The sequence below is a fragment of the Bradyrhizobium sp. 23 genome, assembly GCF_023073295.1.
GTDB classification, from domain to species: domain Bacteria; phylum Pseudomonadota; class Alphaproteobacteria; order Rhizobiales; family Xanthobacteraceae; genus Bradyrhizobium; species Bradyrhizobium canariense_D.
In genome coordinates this window covers 114,433-136,004 of the sequence record NZ_JADPJF010000132.1, presented here as the reverse complement: position 1 = coordinate 136,004, position 21,572 = coordinate 114,433, and the positions used below count along the sequence as shown (strand labels likewise).

The following is a 21,572-nucleotide window of genomic DNA, read 5'->3' as shown; positions in this document are numbered from 1 at the left end:
GGCCGCCCGCCGCGATTGCGCGGCGACGATGCCGCCTTTGGATGTGACGGCGGGCTTGCGGACGGTTTGGGTGTGGCTGAACTGGTGCGGCATGATGATGTCTGTGTGCTGTCTTCGGTTTGGCTTCGTTGCGCTGAGCTCCGCGAAGAATGGCACATCGCCCCCATCGAGAACATCGAAAGGGCGACGCGGCATGGCTGGTGTGTAACAGCGGGGGTGGCGCAGTCGGCAAGACGTAGATGCCAAGACGAGAAAGCCCGGGACAGGCCCGGGCATGACGAGTTATGAGACCGATCAGTGGGAAGCGGAAGCCGCAGGGCTCAGCGCGCGCGATCCAGCCGGCTGGCCTGATACCTGGCGTGCCATTTCGGGCCAGGCCCGCGCATGTAGTGGAGCTCGGGGCGGTAGGGATTGCCCGCGATCCGGATCAGCGTCAGCCATTTGCTGGCGATGAAGTTCAGGGGCTGGCGGAGCAGGGTCAGTGACGCGAGCAACATGGCATCACCTCAGTGCGGCTTGCCGAGCATGGCAGTGAAGGGGAGGTCGAAGATCTCCTCGCCGTCGGAGCCGCTGACATGGATTACCCAGTCGCGCCAATCCTCAGCGCCGGGCGTCAGGATCATCGCGTTCATGATCTGGGCGGCACGGTCGCGCGCCTCGGTCAGGTTGGTCACGGCTGTGCCGCTGCGATCGATCAGCGTGCCGTCCAAGTTGGAGCAGTGAAAATAGACCTGGACCATATGCGTCTCCTATTGGGAGCGATTGGGACGGCAAACCGATACCATTCCAAGCCTTCGCGAAACATTCGGGTCGAGCCCGGTAAGGGAATCTACGGAGATTGGTCGGCGCCAAGCCCCCTGCTGGTTTGATCACAAGGGGGTGTTGATCAACTGGACGGCGTTCCCGCGGCATGGAACAACCCTGGACGGAACGTCCGGGAGGCGCCGTGAACCACCTCACATTTTGGCGTGAAAGCCGAAGCCTGCGCGCATGCACGGGCGCCTTGGTGGTCCTCCTGACCCTCGCCTCGGTAGGCTCATCAGAACCGGTCCGCAAGAGCGGCTATGCGATCGGCACGGAGACCTGCGGCAGCGCCGATCTCGCCTTTCCCAGAATCCAGATCGACATGAAGGCGGGATTTTGCGCTGGCCTCGTCGCCAGCGAGGAGGATCGGCTGAAATTCCCGCGCTCGATCATCCAGGTGCCCGGTCGTGACCTGTTCGTGGTCGCCGACATGGCGGGCTGGGGCCATACCGATGGCCGGCTGCTGTTGCTCGACCCGCGGGCACCCCAGGGACAGCGGTTCAAGGAGTTGCTGACTGCAATCGAATATCCGTTCGGCCTCGCGATCGGCCCGGACAAGAAGCTCTATGCCTCGAGCGCGGAGACGATCTTCCGGTTCGATCCGCTCGCCGACAATCCGCGCGACACGGTCGAGACCGTCGTCCCTCACATGCCCGGCCGCCGGATCACATTGCCCGACGGCAAAAAGCTCGACGAGAGCGCGCATCCATTCAAGCAGTTTGTCTTTGATAAGAACGGCCGGCTGTTCGTCAATGTCGGCTCGCACAGCGACGACTGCATCACGCCGGCGCCGATCACGAGACCTTGCGCGGCGGCCGAGGGCGTTTCCGCAATGGCGTCGATCTGGCTGTTCACGCCGCCCCCGGGCGGTATCTTCCCGGCGTTGAAGCCTGGCGAACCCGACCCGCCGCACGGTGTCTATGCGCGCGGCCTGCGCAACTCGATGGCGCTGGCGCTGCATCCGAACTTCCCTGATGCGGGCTATGCCTTTCTGCAAGGCGAGAACGGCCGCGACCTGCCTGACATTTTCAAGCCGAACGAGGAGATCAACGCGATCGAGCAGGGCAGGCATTACGGCTGGCCCTATTGCTACGATTTGTCGACGCCGAGTCTAGAATTCAGGATCGTATTGCGGTCGGGGGTCTACAAATCGCTGTGCACCGCCAACGCTCTCTACAAGGCGCCGTTCTCGCTGCTGCCGCCGCACGGCGCGCCGCTCGCGATGCTCTATTATCACGGCGCGAAATTTCCGGAGCTCGAGGGCAAGCTGCTGGTCGGCCTGCATGGCTACCGCCCGACCGGCAGCCGCGTCATCGTCTATGACGTCGACGATCACGGCTTCCCGAAGCCCGCCCCGGCGCCGGTACGCTATCATGTCAGTTGCGCGGCCGATCCGACCCACAGCTTTCAGACCGAGGCCGGCGCCGTCGCCGCCGCGCCGTTCGAGGAGCTGATCGCAGGCTGGCACCGCGTCAACGGCGCGCGGCCGCAAGGTGCGCCGGTCGGCATGACGGTCGCGGAGGACGGCGCAATCTGGCTGGTCGAGGACAAAAACCAGACCGTGATCCGGATCGACCGCGCCGCGGGCGATGCGCCGTCGCCGCTGCCCTGCGACGTGCGTAGCCAGGCGCTGATCGAGCAACTGGCGGTCTTCGTGGCCAGGGACGCGCAGAACAGCGTCCGGCTCACCAATTTGCGCAAGGGCCTCGTCGAAAAGCACTGCGTCGGCTGTCACTCGGATTTCGGCCTGAAGCGGGGGCCTATCGGACGCTCAGAAGGACGCGACGGTGCTTCGCTTCATGCTGTCGCAGGATGGCTGGATCTATCCTGGTGGTCCCGATTCCGGAAAGTTGCGCACGCGGCTTCGTGGGTTGGGCGCGGAGAAACTGATGCCGCCGGGTGGCGACGGCCTGCCGAAGGCCGAACCCGGTTACACGCGCCTGCTCGACACGGCGGATCTGCTGGTGTCAAGAATGGTTCCAGGCATCCGGATGCGGATCAAGTCCGGCCCGCCGCAGCGCAAGTTCTTTGGCAAAACGAACAAGGAATGCGGCGAAATACCGGCTGCCAAGGTCGTCGTCGTGACACAAAGGAACGCTGTAGACAAACCCGGTTTCAGCCGCTTCTTCCGATCGGCCGATGCCTATCTGAATGGCGAGTGCAGCGACGGCGATGGCTATTACATCCGGCAGGAATTTCTGGTGCCTGTGCAGTAGCGTTGTTCTCGTCCTTGCGACGGCACCGGCCCGAGCGGAAACGAAACTGTTCGAAAGCGTGCAGGTGACGCCATCAGGCGAATACACGTTCGGCATCGAAGGGCCGGCCGCCGATCTCGACGGCAATCTCTTCGTCGTCAATTTCGGCAAGCCCGGCACCATCGGTAAGCTGCCCGTCGGCGGCACGGCGTCCGAGCCGTTCACGGCGCTGCCCGAGGGCAGCGTCGGCAATGCCATCCGCTTCGCGCGCGACGGCACCATGTTCATCGCCGACTACAAGAAGCACAACATCTTCGCGATCCCGAAGGGATCGACCGAGCCCGCCATCTGGTTTCACTCCGACGAGATGAACCAGCCCAACGACATCACCATCGCCCGCGACGGCACGATCTACGCGAGCGATCCGAACTGGAAAGGTCGCGAAGGCCACATCTGGCGCATCGCGAAGGGAGCCGACGGAACGGTGCAGGGACAGCTGATGTCGGCGCCGCGCGCGATGGGCACGACCAACGGCATAGATCTCAGCCCTGATGACAAGACGCTCTATGTCGGGGAATCCAGCAGCGGTCAGATCTGGTCCTATACGGTCGCCGGCAACGAGCTCACCAGTCCAAGACTCGTCAAGGCATTTCAGCCCGACACTGTCGACGGCCTGCGCACCGACATCGCTGGCCGCCTGTATGTTGCGCGCATCCTCAAGGGCACGATCACGTTGATGAAGGCCAATGGCGCGGTGGAGCGGGAGATCACGCTGAGAGCCAAGGAGCCGACCAACCTCGCCTTCGGAGGCCACGACGGCAAGACGATCTTCGTCACTCAGCGTCAGGGCGGCTTCGTCGAGTCCTTCCGCACCGACCAGCAGGGCCGCGAGCACTGCCTTCAGCGCGGGCGCTGCTGAGCTTCACGAGGGATCTGCTTCCGGCGCAGGGCGGTGCGACAGGGGCGGCATTCTTCTTGCTTGCATCTCGCCGCCGCGGGGATTTAGACATCTGTGGCACCCTCAAAGCGACCACGGAGTGTTCGAGTGAAAGCCGTCCATACCGAGCTGCATCGCAGCCACGATCCGCAATTCTTCCTGGTTCGCGGTGTGGTCAAGCGCACCACCGAGCAGCCCGAACGTGCCGACCGCCTGCTCAAAGGGCTCAAGGACGGCAAGCATCAACTGGTCGAGCCGACCACATTCGGGCAGGGACCGCGTGCGCGCATCCACAGTCCGGAATATCTGTCGTTCCTGAGCGAGGCCTGGGAGGCCTGGACCGCGCTCGGCGATTCCGGCCCGGAGATGATCGGCAATATCCATCCGGTGCGCCATGCCGCGACTTATCCCACCCATATCACCGGCAAGCTCGGCTGGCACACCGCCGACACCGCGGCGCCGATCGGCCCGGGCACCTGGGCTGCGGCCTGCGCTGCGACCGACGTCGCGGTCACCGCGGCACAGATGGTGATGGACGGCGAGGATGCGACCTATGCGCTCTGCCGGCCGCCCGGCCATCACGCCTATCGCGACATGGCCGGCGGCTTCTGCTTCCTCAACAACAGCGGGATCGCGGCGGCGCATCTGCGGCAGAGGCACGAGCGTGTCGTGATCCTCGACGTCGACGTCCATCACGGCAACGGCACGCAAGGAATCTTCTACGCGCGGCCGGATGTCTACACGGTCTCGATCCATGCCGATCCCGTCGCGTATTATCCTTACGTGTGGGGCTATGCGCATGAGCGCGGCGAAGGTCCCGGCCTTGGCACAAATCTCAACATTCCCCTGGCGATCGGCACCGGCGATGACGGCTATATCCAGGCGATGGACGTCGCGCGCAAGGCGATCGAGTCCTTTGCGCCCGGCGCCCTCGTCATCGCGCTCGGCCTCGACGCCTCCGAGCACGATCCGCTCAAGGGTCTCGCCGTCACCACGCCGGGCTTCCGCCGCATCGGACAGGCCATCGCGAAGATGGGCCTGCCGACCGTGTTCGTGCAGGAGGGCGGCTACCTCTCGGACATCCTCGGCGCGAACCTGACCTCGGTGCTGGCCGGATTCGAAGAGGCGCGCTGATTCTCGCTGAGTGGCCCATCATTCTCCGTCATTGCGAGGGTAGCGAAGCAATCCAGAATCTTTCCGCGGAGGGACTCTGGATTGCTTCGCTACGCTCGCAATGACGATGTGGATGGTTAGGTCGACTTCATCCACAACTCAAAACATCCCGCTTGCCGCGAGCGCCTTGCAGACGTGCTGCATCTCGGTCTCGTCCGCGACCATGTCGAGCATGATCGTGGTCAGCCCCTTCGCGGCAAACTCCTTCAGCTTCGCGCCGATCTCCGCGTAGCTGCCGACGAGGTAGGGGCAGTCGGCCTGGAAGGTCAGGAACGGCAGCAGCCAATAGCCATTGTCCGCGAGCTCGCCGCTCTGGCTCTCGTAGAGGCGCCGTTTCCACACGGAATCGCTGTTCTCCACGGTGAGCGCGAGCAGCTCGCGATCGTCGGCATTATCGCGGAAACGCGCCTTTGCCGCTTGCCGCGCCTCGTCGCGTCCCTCGCGGGCGAAAATTCCAAAATTCATGCCCGGCGCATCGAGGCCGCGGTCGAGATCCGGCGGCAACATCTGCATCTTGATGCAGCCGGTCTCCTTTGCGACGCGCTGTGCCGGCTCGGACTGGCCTGCGACCAGAAATTCCGGCATCAGCTCCGGCGGCAGGCGCGGCCGCAGTTGCAGGTTGCTGGCGCGGTAGAACCGGCCCTCGAAAGTCGTCGGACGCGGGCTTGCCAGCAGCTGGCGCATCAGCGCAACGAATTCGCCGAGCCGGACATAGCGATCGGCGTGCGACTGCTCGTCGCCGAGCCCCTGCAGATCGCTGACCGCCGTCCCCGTGATCATGTTGAGATAGACCTTGCGGCCGTGGAGCTGCGCAAAGGACGAGACGAATTTTGCCGCCGTGAACGGGTGCATGTAGACCGGATTGACCGCGATCAGCGGCGAGGATCGGGTCGTCTCGCCGATGATGTGCTGGGCCATCGCCCAGGGCTCGACGAACACGTCGTTGCCTTCGAATAGCAGGATGCCTTCGAAGCCGTTGCGATCGGCGAACTGCGCCACCCGCATCAGCTCGTCGACATATTTCTTGGGGTCGCGGTTGCGCGAAATCGCGGGAAAGACGCGCAGCCGCCGCGGCGTCATTCAGCCGCCTCCTGTAGCGGCCATCCATTGCGGGTGATGGGAAGGCCGCCGGTGGCGCGGGAGCCGTCCGCGATCGCGAGACGATGCGAGGGCGACGGCGAGATCAGCTGGAATCGCCAGCCTTGCGGATCGTCGGGGATATCGGGCTTGAAGCTGATCTCGATGGCCTCGCGCGATACCTGCATCGCGAAGGCGTCGAGCGGCAAATTGAGGCCGAAACCCCTGGCCTTCAGATAGGCTTCTTTCAGCGTCCAGTAGTCGAAGAAGCGCTCGGTCGCGGCGGGCTCCGGCAGCCTGCGCAGCGTTTCGACCTCTTCCGGCGCGAAGAACCGAAGCGCGGTCGACAGCGGCGCCACCCGACGCGACACGGTCTCGACATCGACGCCGACGGTCTCATGCCCCGACACGACGCAGGCGACGCAGCCGTCGGCGTGCGACAGGCTGAAATGCAGCGTGCTCGATGTCCTGGGTGATGCGACAAACGGCCGCCCGTAACGCCCGGCCGCAAATGACCAGTCGGTCGGTGCGACCTCAGGTGCGACGTGCGAGAGCGCAAGGCGCAACATCGCGTGCGCGAAAATATACTGTCGCTGGTGCCGCTCGAACACGAAGCGGTCGGCTCGTACCCGTTCGTCGACCGAGAGCAGGCGCCGGCACGTATCGATCGCACCTGGCGTGTCAAAATTCTCGATCAATCCGACAAACAGTTCAATTCTGTCGTCTGCCATCAATTGGGCCCATGGCGCCAAGCCGGGGCCAAATCCCCTGCCATGACGGAAGAATCAACTGAGCAAGAATCAACTAAGCGGACCGCTTCTAGCGGTCCACTCGGGCGAATCCTTGTCGATTGCTGGCCGGTTTACGGGCGCAAGCTTGTGCGAGACCCCAACTCGACACGCGAGCGGCCAAATGTGAAAAATGAAGCCCGAAAACTGAAGCCTGAAGATTCGTGCGGCGTCCCGGCCGACGAGTCTTACGTCTTCTTCTTCTTGGACTTCTTGGAGCCGCCCAACATCGAAATGCTGGCGTCGACGTCCTTCAGCGCGGACTGCAGCTTCTTCTTCTCGGCGCCGAGCAACTTCTGCAGGGCCTTGCGGTCCTTGTCGCTCAACGAGGTGCCCTTGGTAAATTTGATGAAACCCATAACGAACTCCCCGGTTGAAAATACTCGTCCAAATCAAAACGCGAGAATAATCTTGCGCGATGGCGCCAAATAATCAAGATGCAACTTGGTCATTCACAGCTTTGACGAGTGACCCCGTATTCGTCCGTGATGTACGGTCGGTCATGCCGCCCTGCGATTGAGCAATCGGCCGAGCGGTGTGTTGGGTTGGGCGAGGGCGGCCGCGAGCAGCGCGACGAGATCCTCCATCCACTGGCCGACCGTAGCGCCGTCGAGCAGCTCGCTCTTGTAATTGCACGAACCGGTGATTCCCGTCGGCCGCTCCTTGAGCATCAGCGACAGCCATGTCTGGTCGATCGGCAGCACCGGCTGGCCTTCGCGGGCGATGTTGCCGATCGATCCTGTCGTGAGATCAGGCAGATCGAGCGGCTGGCGCAGCGGATTTTGCAGGGTGAAATAGACCTGGAGCAGCGAGGCTGGATTGACCCCCTCCTGCTCCAAATGATCGGCCAGGATGTTGAAAGGCAGCTCCTGGCGCGCATGCGCGTCAAGCACGCTCTGGCGGACCCGGACTAAGGCTTGCGCGAACGACAGCTCCGGCGTGATTTTGGTACGAACAATCACCGTGTTCTCGAACGGACCGACGATCCGGTCGGTGTCCGGCTGGGCGCGATTGGCCATGGCGGTGGCGATAGAGATGTCGTGGCGGCCGGTCCGCGCCAGCAGCACGGCTTTCAAGCCGGCCAGCAGGCACATGAACGCCGTGCAACTGTGCTGGCCGGCGAAAGCCGCGAGCCGGCCGATCAGCTCACGCTTGAGACTGACCGGATGGTGCCCCCTGGACGGGCCCGGCCTTGATTCGCCCTCGAAGAGGGGAGCCGCCCCGCGCAAATTCTCGGTCCAGTCGGCCGCCTGACGGCGGGCGGCATCGGTGCCGCACCACCAGCGCTGCCAGCGCGCCACGTCCGAAAAGGCCGGCGGCGGTTTCGGCAGCGGCACCGACGAATATCCGGCCAGCGCCGCATAGCGGTAGGACAATTCCTCGAACAGCACGCCGATCGACCAGCCATCGACGACGGCGTGGTGCAGCGTCAGCAGCAACACGTGATCGCCATCGTGGAGCCGCAACAGCCGGGCGCGCAGCAGCGGCGCGCGCGTGGTGTCGATCGGGACATAGGTCTCCTGTTCGATCAGGAGATTGATCTTGCGGAGCTCCAGCGCCTTGCGCCGCTTGTTGTTGTGGGGCTGACCGTCGCCGATCGTCCCGACAGTCAGGACACGGCCGAGGGCGCCGGGCGCGGCGATGCGGCTGACGGGCTCCCCGCCGCTCCAGCCGAAATGAGTCCGCAGCGATTCGTGCCGGCGCACGATGTCGTCGATCGCCTGCGCCAGGGCGGCCGGATTCAGCGGCCCCTGGAGGCGGAAAGCGAAAGGCAGGTTGAACAGCGGCAGTCCGCGAAGATTCTGCTCGATCCGCAGCATCTGGTCCTGCGCGATCGAGAGCGTGGGTGGGCTGCCTTCGGCCAGGCTCGCGCCAGCCAGCCTTGCAAAACTTGCAGCCGGCTTGCGCGGCTTTGCCGCCACGACCTCGTCGACCCGCCGGGCAAGCTCGTCGATCGTCGGTGCCTCGAAGATGGTCTTGATCGGCAGCGACGCGCCGAGCGCCCGAGCGACCCGCGCCATGACTTGGCCCGCCAGCAGCGAATGGCCGCCGAGGTCGAAAAAATTGTCGGTGACGCCGAGGCTCTCGACCTTCAGCAGGTCGATCCAGATGTCGGACAGCACCTTTTCGGTGAAGCGCCGCGCCGGCGCGGCCGCATCCGGTCCGAACGTTTCCTGCTGCGCCGGCGCCAGCAGCGCGGTCCGATCGATCTTGCCATGGGCATTGAGCGGCACCTGATCCAGGAACAAGAACGCGGACGGGATGGCATGGTCCGGCAGCCGGCTCTTCAGGAAGTCGCGCAGCTCGCTGGCGCTGCTCCGGCTGCCGGATCTTGCGACGATATGGGCAATCAGCCTGACATCGCCGCTCGCTTCGCGACGCGGCTCGACGATGCCGGCGCGCACACTGGGATGGTCGGCAAGCGCGTTCTCGATCTCCTTGAGCTCGATACGGTAGCCGCGGACCTTGACTTGATGGTCGGCGCGACCGAGGCATTCGATCGTGCCGTCGGCACGGCGGCGGGCGAGGTCGCCGGTCCGGTACAGCCGGCTGCTTGCTTTGCGCGAGCACGGATCGGGCAGGAAGCGCTGCCGGTTCTGCGCGGGATCGTTGACATAGCCGCGGCCGACACCGGCGCCGCCGATGCAGAGCTCGCCGGTCACGCCGACCGGCTGCGGCTGCAGGTTTGCGTCGAGCACGTAGAGCTGCATGTTCGGCAGCGGCGCGCCGACCGGGACATGGCCTATGTCGGTCGCCGGCGCCTTGGTCAGGCGATGCAGCGAGACGTCGTCGGAACATTCCGACGCACCATAGGCGTTGATCAGCGGCACTTTCGGACAGCGGGCGAACCAGGCCTTGCACAGATCGACGGGCAGCGGTTCGCCCGTCGAAATCAGAAGGCGCAGCCTCGCAAAGGCGCGTCGGATTTGTGCCTCGTCCATACGATCGAGGATCACTCGCAGCAGCGACGGGACGATCTCGAGCACCGTGATGCCCTCGCGCTCGATCTCGCGCGCGAGCAAAATCGGGTCCTGCACGATCGCGGTACCGCAGACATGGACGCGCGCGCCGACCATGGGCCCCGCGAGGAACTGCCACACCGAGATGACAAAACTCTGTGGCGCGGTCTGCGCGATCACGTCCCGGGACGAGAGGTTCAGCTCGGAGATGAGCGAGGCCAGATGGTTCGAAAGCCCGCGCTGCTCGATCATAACGCCCTTGGGCGCCCCGGAGGACCCGGAGGTGTAGATGAGATAGGCGAGGCTCGAAGCCGCGCGCCGCGCCGCACGGGCCGGCTTGGTCGACGCTGGCGCGATCGCGTCCTCGAGCTCGGCCATTTGGATGCGCTCGACCAGCGGTTCGAGCAGCGCCTCCGCCATGGATGACTGCGCCCGTCCGATCAGCAGCATGCGGGCCCCGCTCGATCCGAGGATGGTTGCGAGCCGTTCCCGCGGCTGGTCGGGATCGAGATTGAGGAAGGCGGCGCCCACGCGTTGCACGGCGATCATCGCGGCGAGCAGGTCGGGCCCGCGATCTGCAAGCAAGGCGACCACGGCCTCGGCGCCGACGCCTTCGAGAGTGAGCCAGCGCGCAGCCGCTTGGCTGCGGCGCGCCAGCTCGCGGTAGCTCAGGGATGTGCGGCCGTCCGACACCGCGATCGCGTTCGGCGTCTTCTTGACCTGGCGATCGAAACCTTCGCTCAAATTGCCGCGCGCGACGAAATTGGCCAGCACGCCCCGGCCCTGCGCCAGCAGCTGCCGGCGTTCGGCCTCGGTCAGGAGTGCCAGGCGGGAGATGCGCTGCTCCGGATCGGCGATGACGGATTTGAGCAGGGTTTTCAACTGAGCGGCCATGCCCTCGATCGTCGCCGCGTCGAACAGATCGGTGGCGTATTCGAAGAAGCCGGTGAAACGGCCGTCGGCCTCGACCAGTTCGAGCGTGATGTCGAATCGCGCCACTTTTGGATCGATCTCGATCCGCCGCGTCGACAGACCGGAGAATCGTGCCGCCTCGATCGAGGCATTCTGGAGGATGAACATGATCCGGAACAGCGGATTGCCGTCCGTCCTTCGTGCGATCTGAAGCGAGCGCAGGACTTCCTCGATCGGGAGATCCTGATTGCGATAGGCATCGAGCGTGACCTGCCGTACCCGGCGCAACATGTCGCCGAAGCTCGGATCGCCGCCAAAATCATTGCGCAGGATCAGGGTGTTGGCGAACAGTCCGATCAGGCGCTCGCTCTCGATCTGATTGCGGTTGGCGATCAGCGATCCGGTCGCGACATCTTCGTGTCCGGTGTGACGGAACAGCAGGCACTGGAACACGGCGAGCAGGGTCATGAAGGGCGTGACGCCCTGGTTCTGGCTCAGCGCGCGCAGGTCGGCCGACAGGGTTTTGGAGAATTCGAGATAGTGACGGGCACCGTGGCCGCTCCAGACCTCCGGCCTTGGGCGGTCGGTTCGCAGCGGCAGCGTGGTGACGCCGTCCAGTTGCACCCGCCAGTAATCGAGCTGCTCCTTGGCCGCCGGCGTCTGCGCCCAGCTCTGCTGCCAGAGCGCAAAGTCGCGATACTGGAAGGCGGGCGAAGGCAGTGCCGCCACGTCGTTCTTGCGCGCTGCCGAATAATGGGCGGCGAGTTCTTCCCAGAACAGCCGCTGCGACCAGCCGTCGGTGACGAGGTGGTGGACGTTGACCACCAGCACATGGCTGCTCTTGTCGAACGAGAGCAGCGTGACCTTCAGCGGTGCCTCGTTCGCAAGGTCGAACGGATGTTGCGCGAGCCGGAGTGCTTCGCGCCTGACAACAGCGACCCGCTTGTTCGCGGGGCAGGGCTTGAGCTTGATCCGCTCGAACCGCGGTGGCGATTGCAGCACAAGCTGCACCGGCTCGCCCTCGCGTTCGACGATGACCGACCGCAACGCCTCATGGCGCGCCGATACGGCGGTGAGGCTCGCAGAAAGTGCGGCGACGTCGAGCCCACCCTTGAGGAGCGCGACTTCGACGACGTTATAATTGTAGCGCGTGGGGTCGAGCCGCGAGAGCACGTACATCCGCTGCTGCTGGAACGACAGCGGCGCGTCTGCTTCCCCGGCCTGGCGCCAGGCCGGTAGCATCGTTTCGCGATGGATTGCGGCGGTCTCGATCCGGGCCGCAAGCGCGGCGGCCGTGGCGCAATCAAAAACGTCCTCGAACGAGAAATCGACATTGAAGTGTTCGCGCAGGCGCGAACGCATCTGCGTCACCGCGAGCGAGTCGGCACCGAGCGCAAAGACGTCCTGATCGCCCCCGACCTGCGGCAGCTCCAGCAGATCGGCCCAGATCCCGGCGAACTCGGTCTCCAGCGCGTTGCGCGGCAGACGGGCCTCCTCCTCGCCGCCGCCCGTTGCAATCAATTCGGCGAGCGCATTGCGCTTGACCTTGCCGCTGGCGCCTTTCGGCAGCGTCGCGACGCTGCGGATCAGGCTCGGCACCTTGTAGGCCGCGAGCCGTTTCCGGGCGAACTGGCGCAACTGGTCCGAAGTCGCCTCGGAATTCGGCCGCAGCACCACGATTGCGGCGACGTTCTCGCCGAGCTTCGGGTGCGGGACGGCAAACACGCCGGCCTCCAGCACCGCCGGATGGCTGAGCAGAACCTCTTCCACCTCCAGAGGCGAGATCTTCTGCCCGCCGCGGTTGATGACGTCCTTGATGCGGCCGACGATGAAGAGATAGCCGTCGGCATCGAGATAGCCGAGATCGCCGGTCCGGAACCAGCCGTCGCGGAAGGCAGCCTGCGTCGCCGCCTCGTCATTATAGTAGCCGCGGCTCATGTTGGGTCCGCGCAGCATGATCTCGCCGTGCTGGCCGCTGGCGAGCGGGCGGCCCGTCTCGTCCATGATTGTGATCTCGGGGCCCGCGGCGCGGCCGACCGATCCGACCTTGCGCAGCTCGAACGGGTTGGCCGCGATCTGCGAGGCCGCCTCCGTCATGCCGTAGGTTTCGAGCACGGGAACGCCGAACGTCGCCTCCAACCCGTCGAGGATCGCAGGCGCAAGCGAGGCCGAGGCGGAGCGGATCACGCGCAGCGACGACGATCGGGCAAGATCCGGGTTGGCTTCCGCCGCCGTCAGCAGCGCGCGATGGATGGTCGGCACTGCCGTGTACCAGGTCGGTCGCAGCTGCCGCATCCAGCCGAAGAAGGAGGCTGCGTCGAAACCCTCGGTACAGACTACGCTGGAGCCCGCGGCCAGCGCCGTCAGCAGGCCGGAAATCAAACCATGGGCGTGAAACAGCGGCAGGACGTTGAGCAGACGATCGTGGGACGCGAGCGAGAGCACGCGGCCGGCATTGTAGGCGGAGAGGCACACATTGCGATGCGTCAGCGGCACCATCTTCGGCCGCGCCGCCGTGCCCGAGGTCAGCAGGATGAACGCGTCGTCGTCGCCGCGCGAGGCGCCGCTGCTGCTCGCCGGTCCGACCGCCGGCCCGACCAACGCGCAGCCGCCGAGATCGTCTTGCGGCCCCGGCACGAAATCGATCACCGCAATATCGAGCGCCTTGGCGACATCGCGGGCCGCCGAGTTCGTGTCGGCCCGGGTGACGAGCGCCGTCAGCTTCAATTCGCTGAAATAGCGTTGCAGCTCGTCCGCCGTCAGATCGGGATTGACGGGAACGCAAGCGCAGCTCGAGGCTACCGCGATCAGGGCCAGTGCGCTGTCGGCACCGCGCGGCAGCGCAACCGCGATGCGGTCGGTAGGAGCGATGCCGAGCCCGCGCAGCGTGCGGACGAGATCCTGCGTCCGCGCGCCAATCCCGCCGTAGTTGAGGACCGGCCGGCCGGGGGCGAGGAGGGCGGGGGCCACCGGCATCTTGCGGGCATGGAAATCGAGAAGACCGCCGATATCCTCGAATATCTTCGCTTCGGCCGTCGTGCTCGCTTCCCGCGGGGCTGGGCGTGTGGCGTCCGACAATTCCGTTCCCTTTTGATCCGATTGGGCTATTCTTCCAAGAAGTTAGGAAACGCGTCCAGTCTGAGGTGAAGTTTTGGCCCCAAAATCTGTGGTTGCGGGGCCCTAAGCCCTTCGACGGAGTGATTGGTCGGGCGGAATCACCATGCTGGAGAATGAGCCGGGCACGGGAGCGGAAGGCGGGCTGAAGCGCTGGCTCGAGGGTATCGGTCTTAGCCACTATACCGATCTCTTCGCGCAGCACCGTCTCGATCTCGACGTCATGGCGGACCTGACCGAATCCGATCTGATCGAGCTCGGATTGCCGCTCGGCGATCGGAAGCGGCTCCAGCGCGCCATGACCGCGTTGTTCCGGGCCGAAACCGCGGAGAAGCCCGACGCGACGGCTCGCCCGCAAATCCGGACGGAGGTCGGCGCCGAGCGGCGTCAGCTCACCACCATGTTCTGCGACATGGTGGATTCCACCTCGCTCTCGGTGCAGTTCGATCCGGAAGACGTGCGCGACATGATCGCGAGCTTCCGCGAAACCTGTGTCCGCGTCGTGAAGCATTACGAAGGTTTTGCTGCCCGCTTCGTCGGAGACGGTATTTTGGTCTATTTCGGCTATCCGACCGCACATGAGGACGACGCCGAGCGCGCCGTGCGTGCGGGGCTGGAAATCGTCCGGGTGCTGTCGACCGCTCGCGCGATCGAGCCGCGTGGCGCGCTCAGCCACTCACCCGCCGTCCGCATCGGCATCGCAACCGGTCTCGTCGTGGTTGGCGACCTCGTCGGACAGGGCACCGAAGAGCGCGACTCCGCGGTCGGAGAAACTGTCAATCTCGCCGCGCGCCTGCAGGGCCTGGCGCCGCCCAACGGTGTGGTGATTTCCACGTCGACCCAGTCGCTGCTGAAGGGGAAGTTCGACTACCGCGATCTCGGCGTCCACGTGCTCAAGGGAATCTCGGAGAAAGCCCAGGCCTGGCACGTGATGCGCGCCTCGCGGGTGGAGACCCGCTTCGCCGCCGCCATGGGCACGCGGCTGACCCCGCTCGTCAACCGGGAGGAGGAGATTGCGCTGCTGATGGGGCGCTGGCAGCAGGCCAAGGAGGGCGAGGGCCAGGTCGTGGTCAAGTTCGGCGAGCCCGGCATCGGCAAGTCGCGCATCATCCAGGAGATCTTCGACCGGATCGCGGGCGATCGCCATGGACAGGTCTCGTTCCAGTGCTCGCCCTATTACACCTCCACGGCGTTCTATCCGTTCGCCGAGCAGCTCAAATTCTCTCTCGGTCTCGATCGCGAGGATGCGTCCGTTCAGTCGCTGGCGAGCCTGGAGACCGCGATCGCCGCCGCTCATGGCGACATCGAGCAGGTTGCGCCGCTGTTTGCCGTGCTGTTGTCCATTCCGACCGGCGACCGCTATCCGCCGCTCGAGCTGTCGCCGCAGCAGCAAAAGGATGCGACCGTCGCGGCGCTGGTCAATCATTTCCTCGGCCTTGCGCGCGAGCAGCCGCTGGTGATCGCATTCGAGGATCTGCACTGGATCGACCCGACGTCCCGTGAGGTGATCGATCTCCTGGTCGACCGGGCACAGAACCGGGCAATCCTGGTCATCATCACCGCGCGCACCGAATTCCAGCCGAGCTGGAACGCCCATTCGCATATCACGACCCTGGTGCTGAACCGGTTGAGCCGGCAGTTGCGCGCGACGCTGGTCGAGCGCGTGGCGGGACGCGAGCTTCCCAAGGAGGTCATCGAGGAGATCATCGTCAAGACCGACGGCGTGCCGCTGTTCCTGGAGGAGCTGACCAAGACGGTTCTCGAATCCAACCTCCTGACCGAACGGCACGGGCGCTACGTGCTGTCGGGTCCGTGGCGGCAGCTTGCGATCCCGGCGACGCTGACGGACTCGCTGATGGCGCGGCTGGACCGGATGGGGCCGTTCAAGCGGATCGCGCAAATCGGTGCCACCATCGGCCGCGAATTCTCCTACGAGACTCTGCACGCGGTCGCCAACACACCCGCCGAACAGATCGAGGCCGCGCTCAATCATTTGGAGGAGGCCGGACTGATCATGCGCCGCGGCCATCCGCCCGACGCGCTCTACTCCTTCAAGCACGTGATGATTCAGAACGCCGCGCATGCGAGCTTGCTGCACAGCGAGCGGCGCAAGCTGCATTCCCGGATCGCCCAGGTGCTGGCCGAGATGTATCCCGAGAAGACCGAGCGCGAACCGGAACTGCTCGCCCATCATATGACCGAATCCGGCCAGAGCGAGAGCGCCGCCAGCTTCTGGCTCAAGGCCGGTAAGCAGGCGGCCAAGAGTGGCGCCAATCTGGAGGCGATCGGGCATCTGGGCCGCGGCCTCAGCGTCGTGCAGGCCAATGCGCGCATGCAGGGCGCCGACGAGATGGAGCTCGAATTGCGCATCGCGCTCGGCAACGCGCTGATCGCCGCCAAGGGCTATGCCGTGCAGGAGGTCGAGGAGAACTACGTCCGCGCCCTCGAACTCGGCCAGCAGCTCGACGACGACGAAAAGGCCTTCGCCGCCACGCGCGGGCTCTGGGTCTGTCATTTCATCCGCGCCGATCTGACCCGCGCGCACGATCTCAGCGTCGAGCTGTTGAAGTTCGCCAAGCGCGAGCGGCTGAACGAGGGGACGCAACCGGCGCAGCAGACCGGCTATCTGATCGAGGCGCATCGCTCGATCGCGATGACTATGCTCTATCGCGGGCGCTTTGCCGCGTCCCAGCATCATCTGCACCGCTGCATCAACCTCTACAGCCCCGACCTGCACTCCGATCTGATGGAGCGGCACGGCACCGATCCCGGTGTCGTCTCGCTGTCCTATCTCGGCTACCTCCTGTGGTTCCTCGGCCGGCCCGACGCGGCGCGCCAGCACAGCGAACAGGCGATCGCGAACGCCGAGAAGATCCGCCACCCATTCACGCTCGCCTTCGCGCTCGTGTTCGGCGCCTATCTCTGCCAGCATTTGCGCGATGTTGAGGGCACGCGCGACCACGCCAACCGCGCCATGATCATCGCCACGGAGCACAATTTCCTGCACTGGAAGCAGCAGGCGGCGATCCTGCGCGGCTGGGCGCTGGCGCAGCTCGGCGAGGCCGACGAAGGCCTCAGCCAGATGCGGTTCGGCCTCGACGAATACGAAGCGATGGATTCCTGGCTCGCCGGCTGCTGGTTCCGCTGCCTGCTCGCGGAGGCCTACGCCAAGGTCGGAATGCGCGATGCCGCCTTGCGCGCGCTGGACGGTGCGCTCGCGACCGCAAGACGGACCGGCGACCACTCCTACCTCGCCGAAGTCTACCGCCTGCAAGGCGAGATCACCCTGTCGGATGAGAATCCGGCCTCGGTGCAGGAGGCCGAGGACCTGTTCAACCTGTCGCTGGAGATCGCGCGTAAGCAGGGCGCTCTGTCCTGGGAGCTTCGCACCGCCGTCAGCCTCGCGCGCCTGTCGTACCAAGCCGGCAAGCGCGAGCACGCTCGTCTCCTGCTCGTACCGATCATCGGCAAGTTCAGCGAGGGCTTTTCCACGCCGGACCTGAAACAGGCGATGCAACTGATCGACGAGCTCGGCGTGGACGCGCTTGTTCGTAAACAGGCCGATTCCGTGAGATGAGCGATCTTGCCGCCGCGCGTGCGCGTTACGTGGAGCTGATCTCAAAACGCGAACGGATCTCTTCAACGCGCCTGCTCGAAGCCCTCGGCACTGTTCCGCGCGAAAAGTTTCTGGCGAAGGGGCCGTGGCGCATCAAGACCGAGGCGGCGCGCAACTATCGGCTGACGCCGGATGCCGATCCCGTTCATCTCCAGGACAATGTGCTGGTCGCGATCGATGCGCGCCGCAAGCTTGATACCGGACTTCCGAGCCTGTGGGCGCATTTCATCGATTTGCTCGACGTCGGGGAAAAAGACCGTGTGGTCCAGATCGGCTGCGGGCTCGGCTATTTCTCAGCCGTGCTGTCGAAGATCGTGGGCCCCAAGGGCAGGGTGCAGGCAATCGAATGCGACGAGCGGCTTGCGGCGCGCGCCGCAACCTATGTTGGCGCCTATCGCAACGTCGCGGTCGTCCATGGCGACGGATGCGAGGACATCGGCGAACCCGCCGACGTGATCATCGTTCATGCCGGCTTCTCGCAGCCGCATCCGCTCTGGCTTCGGTCGCTTCGTCCGCGCGGCCGGCTTCTGGTGCCGCTGACCCAGCGGGACCGCGAAGGCGCCGCCCTCAAGATCACCCGCAAGGGCAGTGGGTTCGAAGCCGAGGCGGTGCAGCAGATCCGGATATTTCCAGGCCAAGGCCGCGGTCGGACCGCGCTCGACGACCGCGTCGCCGACTGGTGGCAGCGCGCCTCCGCGCTGGCGCCACTGCGCTTTCGCGGCATCGCGCAGGGGTTGCCGTCGGATGGCTAATGCTTCGTTTCATTTTACCTTGATTGCGAATGTAAGTATCCAACGCGTCTCGGCGCCGCTATGACTGCGGCCTGATCGCCATACGAGCGCGCGCCATGCATTCCGTTGCCCTGCTGACCGCCAGCTACGCCAAGGACATCGAGCGCTTTTCGCTGCTCAGCGAGAGCATCGACACATGGTTGACGGGCTACACACGGCATTATGTTCTCGTTAACGATGAGGATCTGCCGCTGTTCGCGCGGTTCGCTTCCGACAAACGCGTCATCGTTCCGGCCTCGCGCTATTTGCCGAAATGGCTGTGGGCGTTGCCGCCGGCTCTGCAGTTCATCAGCAAACGGCGCGTCTGGCTGTCGCTGCTGTCGTCACCTGTTCATGGCTGGCACATTCAGCAGATCCTCAAGATCGCCGGCGTCCTCAACGCGCCCGAGCAGCGCGTCTGCATCCTGGATTCGGACAATCTGTTCTTCCGCGAATTCGACGTCGGTGAGTATGCCGGCGCCGAGAAGACCCCGCTGTTCGTCACGCGCAACGGGATCGACGCCGCCCACCCCTTGCATGTCCTGTGGCTCCGCACCGTCGATCAGCTCCTTGGCATCAAGGACCGGTCCTTCCCCGCGGACGACTATGTCGGTAACGCGCTGGTCTGGGACAGGGACACCGCGCGCGCGATGACCGATTCGATCAAGTCGGCAACGGGATTGAACTGGGTTCTGGCGCTGTGCCGGAAGAAGAAGTTCTCGGAATATCTCATGTACGGCCATTTCGTCGCGAACTCGCCCGCGCATCTGGCCGCTCATCGGGTCACCGAAGACAGCATCGCGGTCTCGCATTGGGACGACACGCGCCTCGACCGTCCCGCCATCGAAGCGATGATGCGGGCCGCTTCGCCCGACCAGGTCGCGCTGTGCATCCAGTCCTATTCGTCGACCTCCATCGACGACATCCGCGACGTGTTCCGCCTCAGCTCGCGCGACCGTCGCGGTCCGAGTCTTTCGCCCGAGCACATGGGCGACGAGGCCCAGTTCGAAGTGCCGAAAGCTCGCTAGACCTTACACGTCTCTCGTGAACTTGCTGATCACGTTCATGAACGGCTTCGGCTTGAACTCGCCGTCGAGCGGCAAAGGACGGTTCGGCTGCTTGTCGGCGCGGGCAAAGGTGCCGTTGATCCAGCTGTAGCGGTCCGAGAGGCCCCAGGTCAGGATCGAGCGCACTGGTCCGCTGGTCGAGATCGCGGTCAGGAGATCATCGACGCGCTTGGCGACGATGGCATCGCGCTCCGCCGGCGTCCCCGTCAGCTTCTGGTCGTCGACATCGAGCTCGGTGACGAGCACCTCGAGGCCCCAGGCGCGCAGCTCGGTGACGAATTCGGCAAGCCCATGGGTGTCGATCTCGAGCTCGGCATGCAGATGCGATTGCAGTCCCACGGCGTGCAACTGCACGCCCTGGTCGAGCAGCTCCATGATGAGATGGCGGTAGGCCGCGCGCTTCGCGATGAACGTGTCCTTGGCCGACTCGATGTCGTATTCGTTGATCGCGAGCTTGACGAAGGGATCGGCCGCGGCCGCCGTGCGGAACGCCAGCGGAATCCAGCGGTTGCCCAGATGCTGCGTCCAGAACGACTCGCGTCGGTCTTTCGGGCTGTGCGGATTGTCCGGGATCGGCTCGTTGACGACGTCCCACGACGTCAGCTTGTCCTTGTAATAGGAGACGACGGTGCCGATGTGGTCGACATAGGCGCGCTCGACGCCCTTGGTATCCTTGATCTGCTTGGTCCAGTCCGGAATGTCGTGATACCAGGCGAGCGCGTGGCCGCGCATCGTCAGGTCGTTCTGCCGGGCGAAATCCAGGATCGCGTCGGCGCGTTCGAAGGCAAAGGTGTGCGCGTCCGGACGCAGCATCGGCCATTTCAGCTCGAGCACCGGCACGACTTGTGTGCAGTAGGTGCTGATGGCTTCGCCGAGCCTGGGATCCGCTTGCAGATCCCAGAGCGTGGCCGCGGCACCAAATCCCTGATAGCGCTGGGCGAGTTTCGACGCCGGCGCTGGGGACGCCGATGCGGCTGCCGCGAGTGCTGCGGCGCTGCCGAGGAGAAATTCGCGTCTGTCGAGCCTGGTCACGGCATTCCTTGAGCCAACGCGCCACCGTACCAAGCGACGCCTTGCAACGCCGGGGATTTCCCTCGTTGGGTTAACTTTGCCAGTGCGAAATCACGGTTCCTTTCGGTGGCCGTGGCGCCGTCAGGGAAGGGCAAATTTAACGCTAACCCGCGAAAGCGGCTTCAAAACCGGATTCGCCGCCCGATCTCCAGACTTATGTGACACTCTTGAGAGATGTTGCGGCGCAATTCGTTCGCCCCGCCATGGTCCAATTGATGAACGGCCGTCACACTCGCAACAATGTTGTCGGTCCCGTGCTCGCATGCTGAACCGCCATTTCTCGATTTATCTCGTCGCCTACATCCTGCCTGCGGCGGTGGGTTTCTTCGCCGTCACGGCCTACACGCGACTGCTGACGCCGGCGGAGTACGGCGTTTATGTCGTCGGCATCAGCCTGGCCGGCATTCTAGGCGCGATCTTCTTCGCCTGGATCAAGCTGTCGGTGTCGCGCTATCAGGCGATGTCGGCCGAGGTGGATTTCCGCGGCACTGCAATGGTCGCCTTCGCGCTCACCGTTGCCGTCCTCTGCGCCACCACGCCGCTGGTTTTCCTGTTCCGCAATGATCTCAGCGTTGGGCTGCTGCTTGCCAGCATGTTCGTCGCGATCATGGCGAATGCCGTCGATGTCGGCCAGGAGTTCGAGCGCGCAAAACTGCGCCCTTACAGGTTCGCGGCGATCTCGATCGTGCGCAGCGTGTCGGGCGTCGGTTTCGGCCTGCTCGGCATCTGGCTCGGCTGGGGTGGACTGGGACTGCTCGCCGCATTCGGCCTGGGTTCGCTCGCCGGGATCATCCTGAACCTTCTCGGTGACCGCACCAGGATCGCGCGCTTTCAGCGCAGCCAGTTCGTGCAGCTCGCGCGCTACGGCCTGCCGCTGACGCTGGCCGGATTGTCGATTGCGGTCTACTCGGCCTGCGACCGCCTCATCGTGGCTTATTTGCTCGGCAAGGACGCCGCCGGAATCTTTGGCGTCGCCGCCGATCTGCCGCGACAGTTCATGGTCATGATCGCCTCCAGCGTCGCCGCGGCGACCGTGCCGTTGGTGTTCCGGTCATTGTCGGACAAGAACATCGAGACGACGCGGGAGC

The 21,572-nt window shown here is 64.8% G+C and carries 13 protein-coding genes and 2 pseudogenes; 7 read left to right on the top strand and 8 right to left on the bottom strand.

All coding sequences use genetic code 11. From position 1 onward, the window contains the following. The 3 genes and pseudogenes from IVB32_RS32105 to IVB32_RS32095 all read right to left on the bottom strand — a co-directional run. Window positions 1–195 (bottom strand): annotated as a pseudogene (locus IVB32_RS32105) (hypothetical protein); the annotation flags it as partial. 125 nt (window positions 196–320) lie between these two features. Then, a complete protein-coding gene (locus IVB32_RS32100; RefSeq protein ID WP_018455689.1) occupies window positions 321–497 on the bottom strand; it encodes a hypothetical protein in 177 nt (58 codons plus the stop codon). A 9-nt stretch (window positions 498–506) separates the two neighbouring features. Next, on the bottom strand, window positions 507–740 hold the full coding sequence (locus IVB32_RS32095) for a hypothetical protein (RefSeq protein ID WP_007606355.1): 234 nt from the start codon (window positions 738–740) through the stop codon (window positions 507–509). Between the two features lie 206 nt (window positions 741–946). On the opposite strand from IVB32_RS32095, the pseudogene IVB32_RS32090 reads away from it, so the two are divergent. From IVB32_RS32090 to IVB32_RS32080, 3 genes and pseudogenes are all read left to right on the top strand, one after another. Further along, a pseudogene (locus tag IVB32_RS32090) lies at window positions 947–3,020 on the top strand (PQQ-dependent sugar dehydrogenase). Continuing rightward, window positions 2,977–3,918, top strand: coding sequence for an SMP-30/gluconolactonase/LRE family protein (locus IVB32_RS32085; RefSeq protein WP_026233001.1), 942 nt, complete (start codon window positions 2,977–2,979; stop codon window positions 3,916–3,918). The pseudogene IVB32_RS32090 and the gene IVB32_RS32085 overlap by 44 nt, the downstream one beginning before the upstream one ends. Before the next feature lie 126 nt (window positions 3,919–4,044). Further along, window positions 4,045–5,070, top strand: coding sequence for a histone deacetylase family protein (locus IVB32_RS32080; RefSeq protein ID WP_018455686.1), 1,026 nt, complete (start codon window positions 4,045–4,047; stop codon window positions 5,068–5,070). A gap of 138 nt (window positions 5,071–5,208) precedes the next feature. Here the strand turns inward: IVB32_RS32080 and IVB32_RS32075 are convergent, their stop codons facing one another. The 4 genes from IVB32_RS32075 to IVB32_RS32060 all read right to left on the bottom strand — a co-directional run bounded on the left by IVB32_RS32075 (window position 5,209) and on the right by IVB32_RS32060 (window position 13,924). Next, window positions 5,209–6,189: an LLM class flavin-dependent oxidoreductase gene (locus IVB32_RS32075; protein WP_018455685.1), complete on the bottom strand. Its 981-nt coding sequence runs from the start codon at window positions 6,187–6,189 to the stop codon at window positions 5,209–5,211. Next, entirely contained in the window at window positions 6,186–6,917 is a 732-nt protein-coding gene (locus IVB32_RS32070; RefSeq protein ID WP_247372448.1) for a 4'-phosphopantetheinyl transferase superfamily protein, read from the bottom strand. The genes IVB32_RS32075 and IVB32_RS32070 overlap by 4 nt, the downstream gene beginning before the upstream one ends. A 245-nt stretch (window positions 6,918–7,162) precedes the next feature. Beyond that, on the bottom strand, window positions 7,163–7,333 hold the full coding sequence (locus tag IVB32_RS32065) for a hypothetical protein (protein ID WP_162847227.1): 171 nt from the start codon (window positions 7,331–7,333) through the stop codon (window positions 7,163–7,165). Window positions 7,334–7,474: 141 nt separating this feature from the next. Then, window positions 7,475–13,924, bottom strand: coding sequence for a non-ribosomal peptide synthetase (locus tag IVB32_RS32060; RefSeq protein WP_247372452.1), 6,450 nt, complete (start codon window positions 13,922–13,924; stop codon window positions 7,475–7,477). Window positions 13,925–14,066: 142 nt separating this feature from the next. Between IVB32_RS32060 and IVB32_RS32055 the strand changes: the two genes are divergently transcribed. From IVB32_RS32055 to IVB32_RS32045, 3 genes are all read left to right on the top strand, one after another. Next, window positions 14,067–17,537, top strand: a complete 3,471-nt coding sequence (locus tag IVB32_RS32055; protein ID WP_247372455.1) for an AAA family ATPase — start codon at window positions 14,067–14,069, stop codon at window positions 17,535–17,537. Further along, a complete protein-coding gene (locus IVB32_RS32050; protein ID WP_247372460.1) occupies window positions 17,534–18,328 on the top strand; it encodes an rRNA adenine N-6-methyltransferase family protein in 795 nt (264 codons plus the stop codon). Before IVB32_RS32055 ends, IVB32_RS32050 begins: the two co-directional genes overlap by 4 nt. Before the next feature lie 95 nt (window positions 18,329–18,423). Beyond that, window positions 18,424–19,374 (top strand): DUF6492 family protein, encoded by a 951-nt coding sequence (locus IVB32_RS32045; RefSeq protein WP_247372463.1) that lies wholly within the window; start codon window positions 18,424–18,426, stop codon window positions 19,372–19,374. Between the two features lie 3 nt (window positions 19,375–19,377). Here IVB32_RS32045 and IVB32_RS32040 read toward each other — a convergent pair whose 3' ends face one another. Next, the gene (locus IVB32_RS32040) at window positions 19,378–20,445 is read right to left on the bottom strand and encodes an endo-1,4-beta-xylanase (protein ID WP_247372465.1); all 1,068 of its coding nucleotides are present in this window, start codon (window positions 20,443–20,445) and stop codon (window positions 19,378–19,380) included. A gap of 301 nt (window positions 20,446–20,746) precedes the next feature. Here IVB32_RS32040 and IVB32_RS32035 point away from each other — a divergent pair. Continuing rightward, window positions 20,747–21,572: oligosaccharide flippase family protein (locus IVB32_RS32035; RefSeq protein WP_247412659.1), on the top strand; the 826-nt coding region annotated here is incomplete at its 3' end.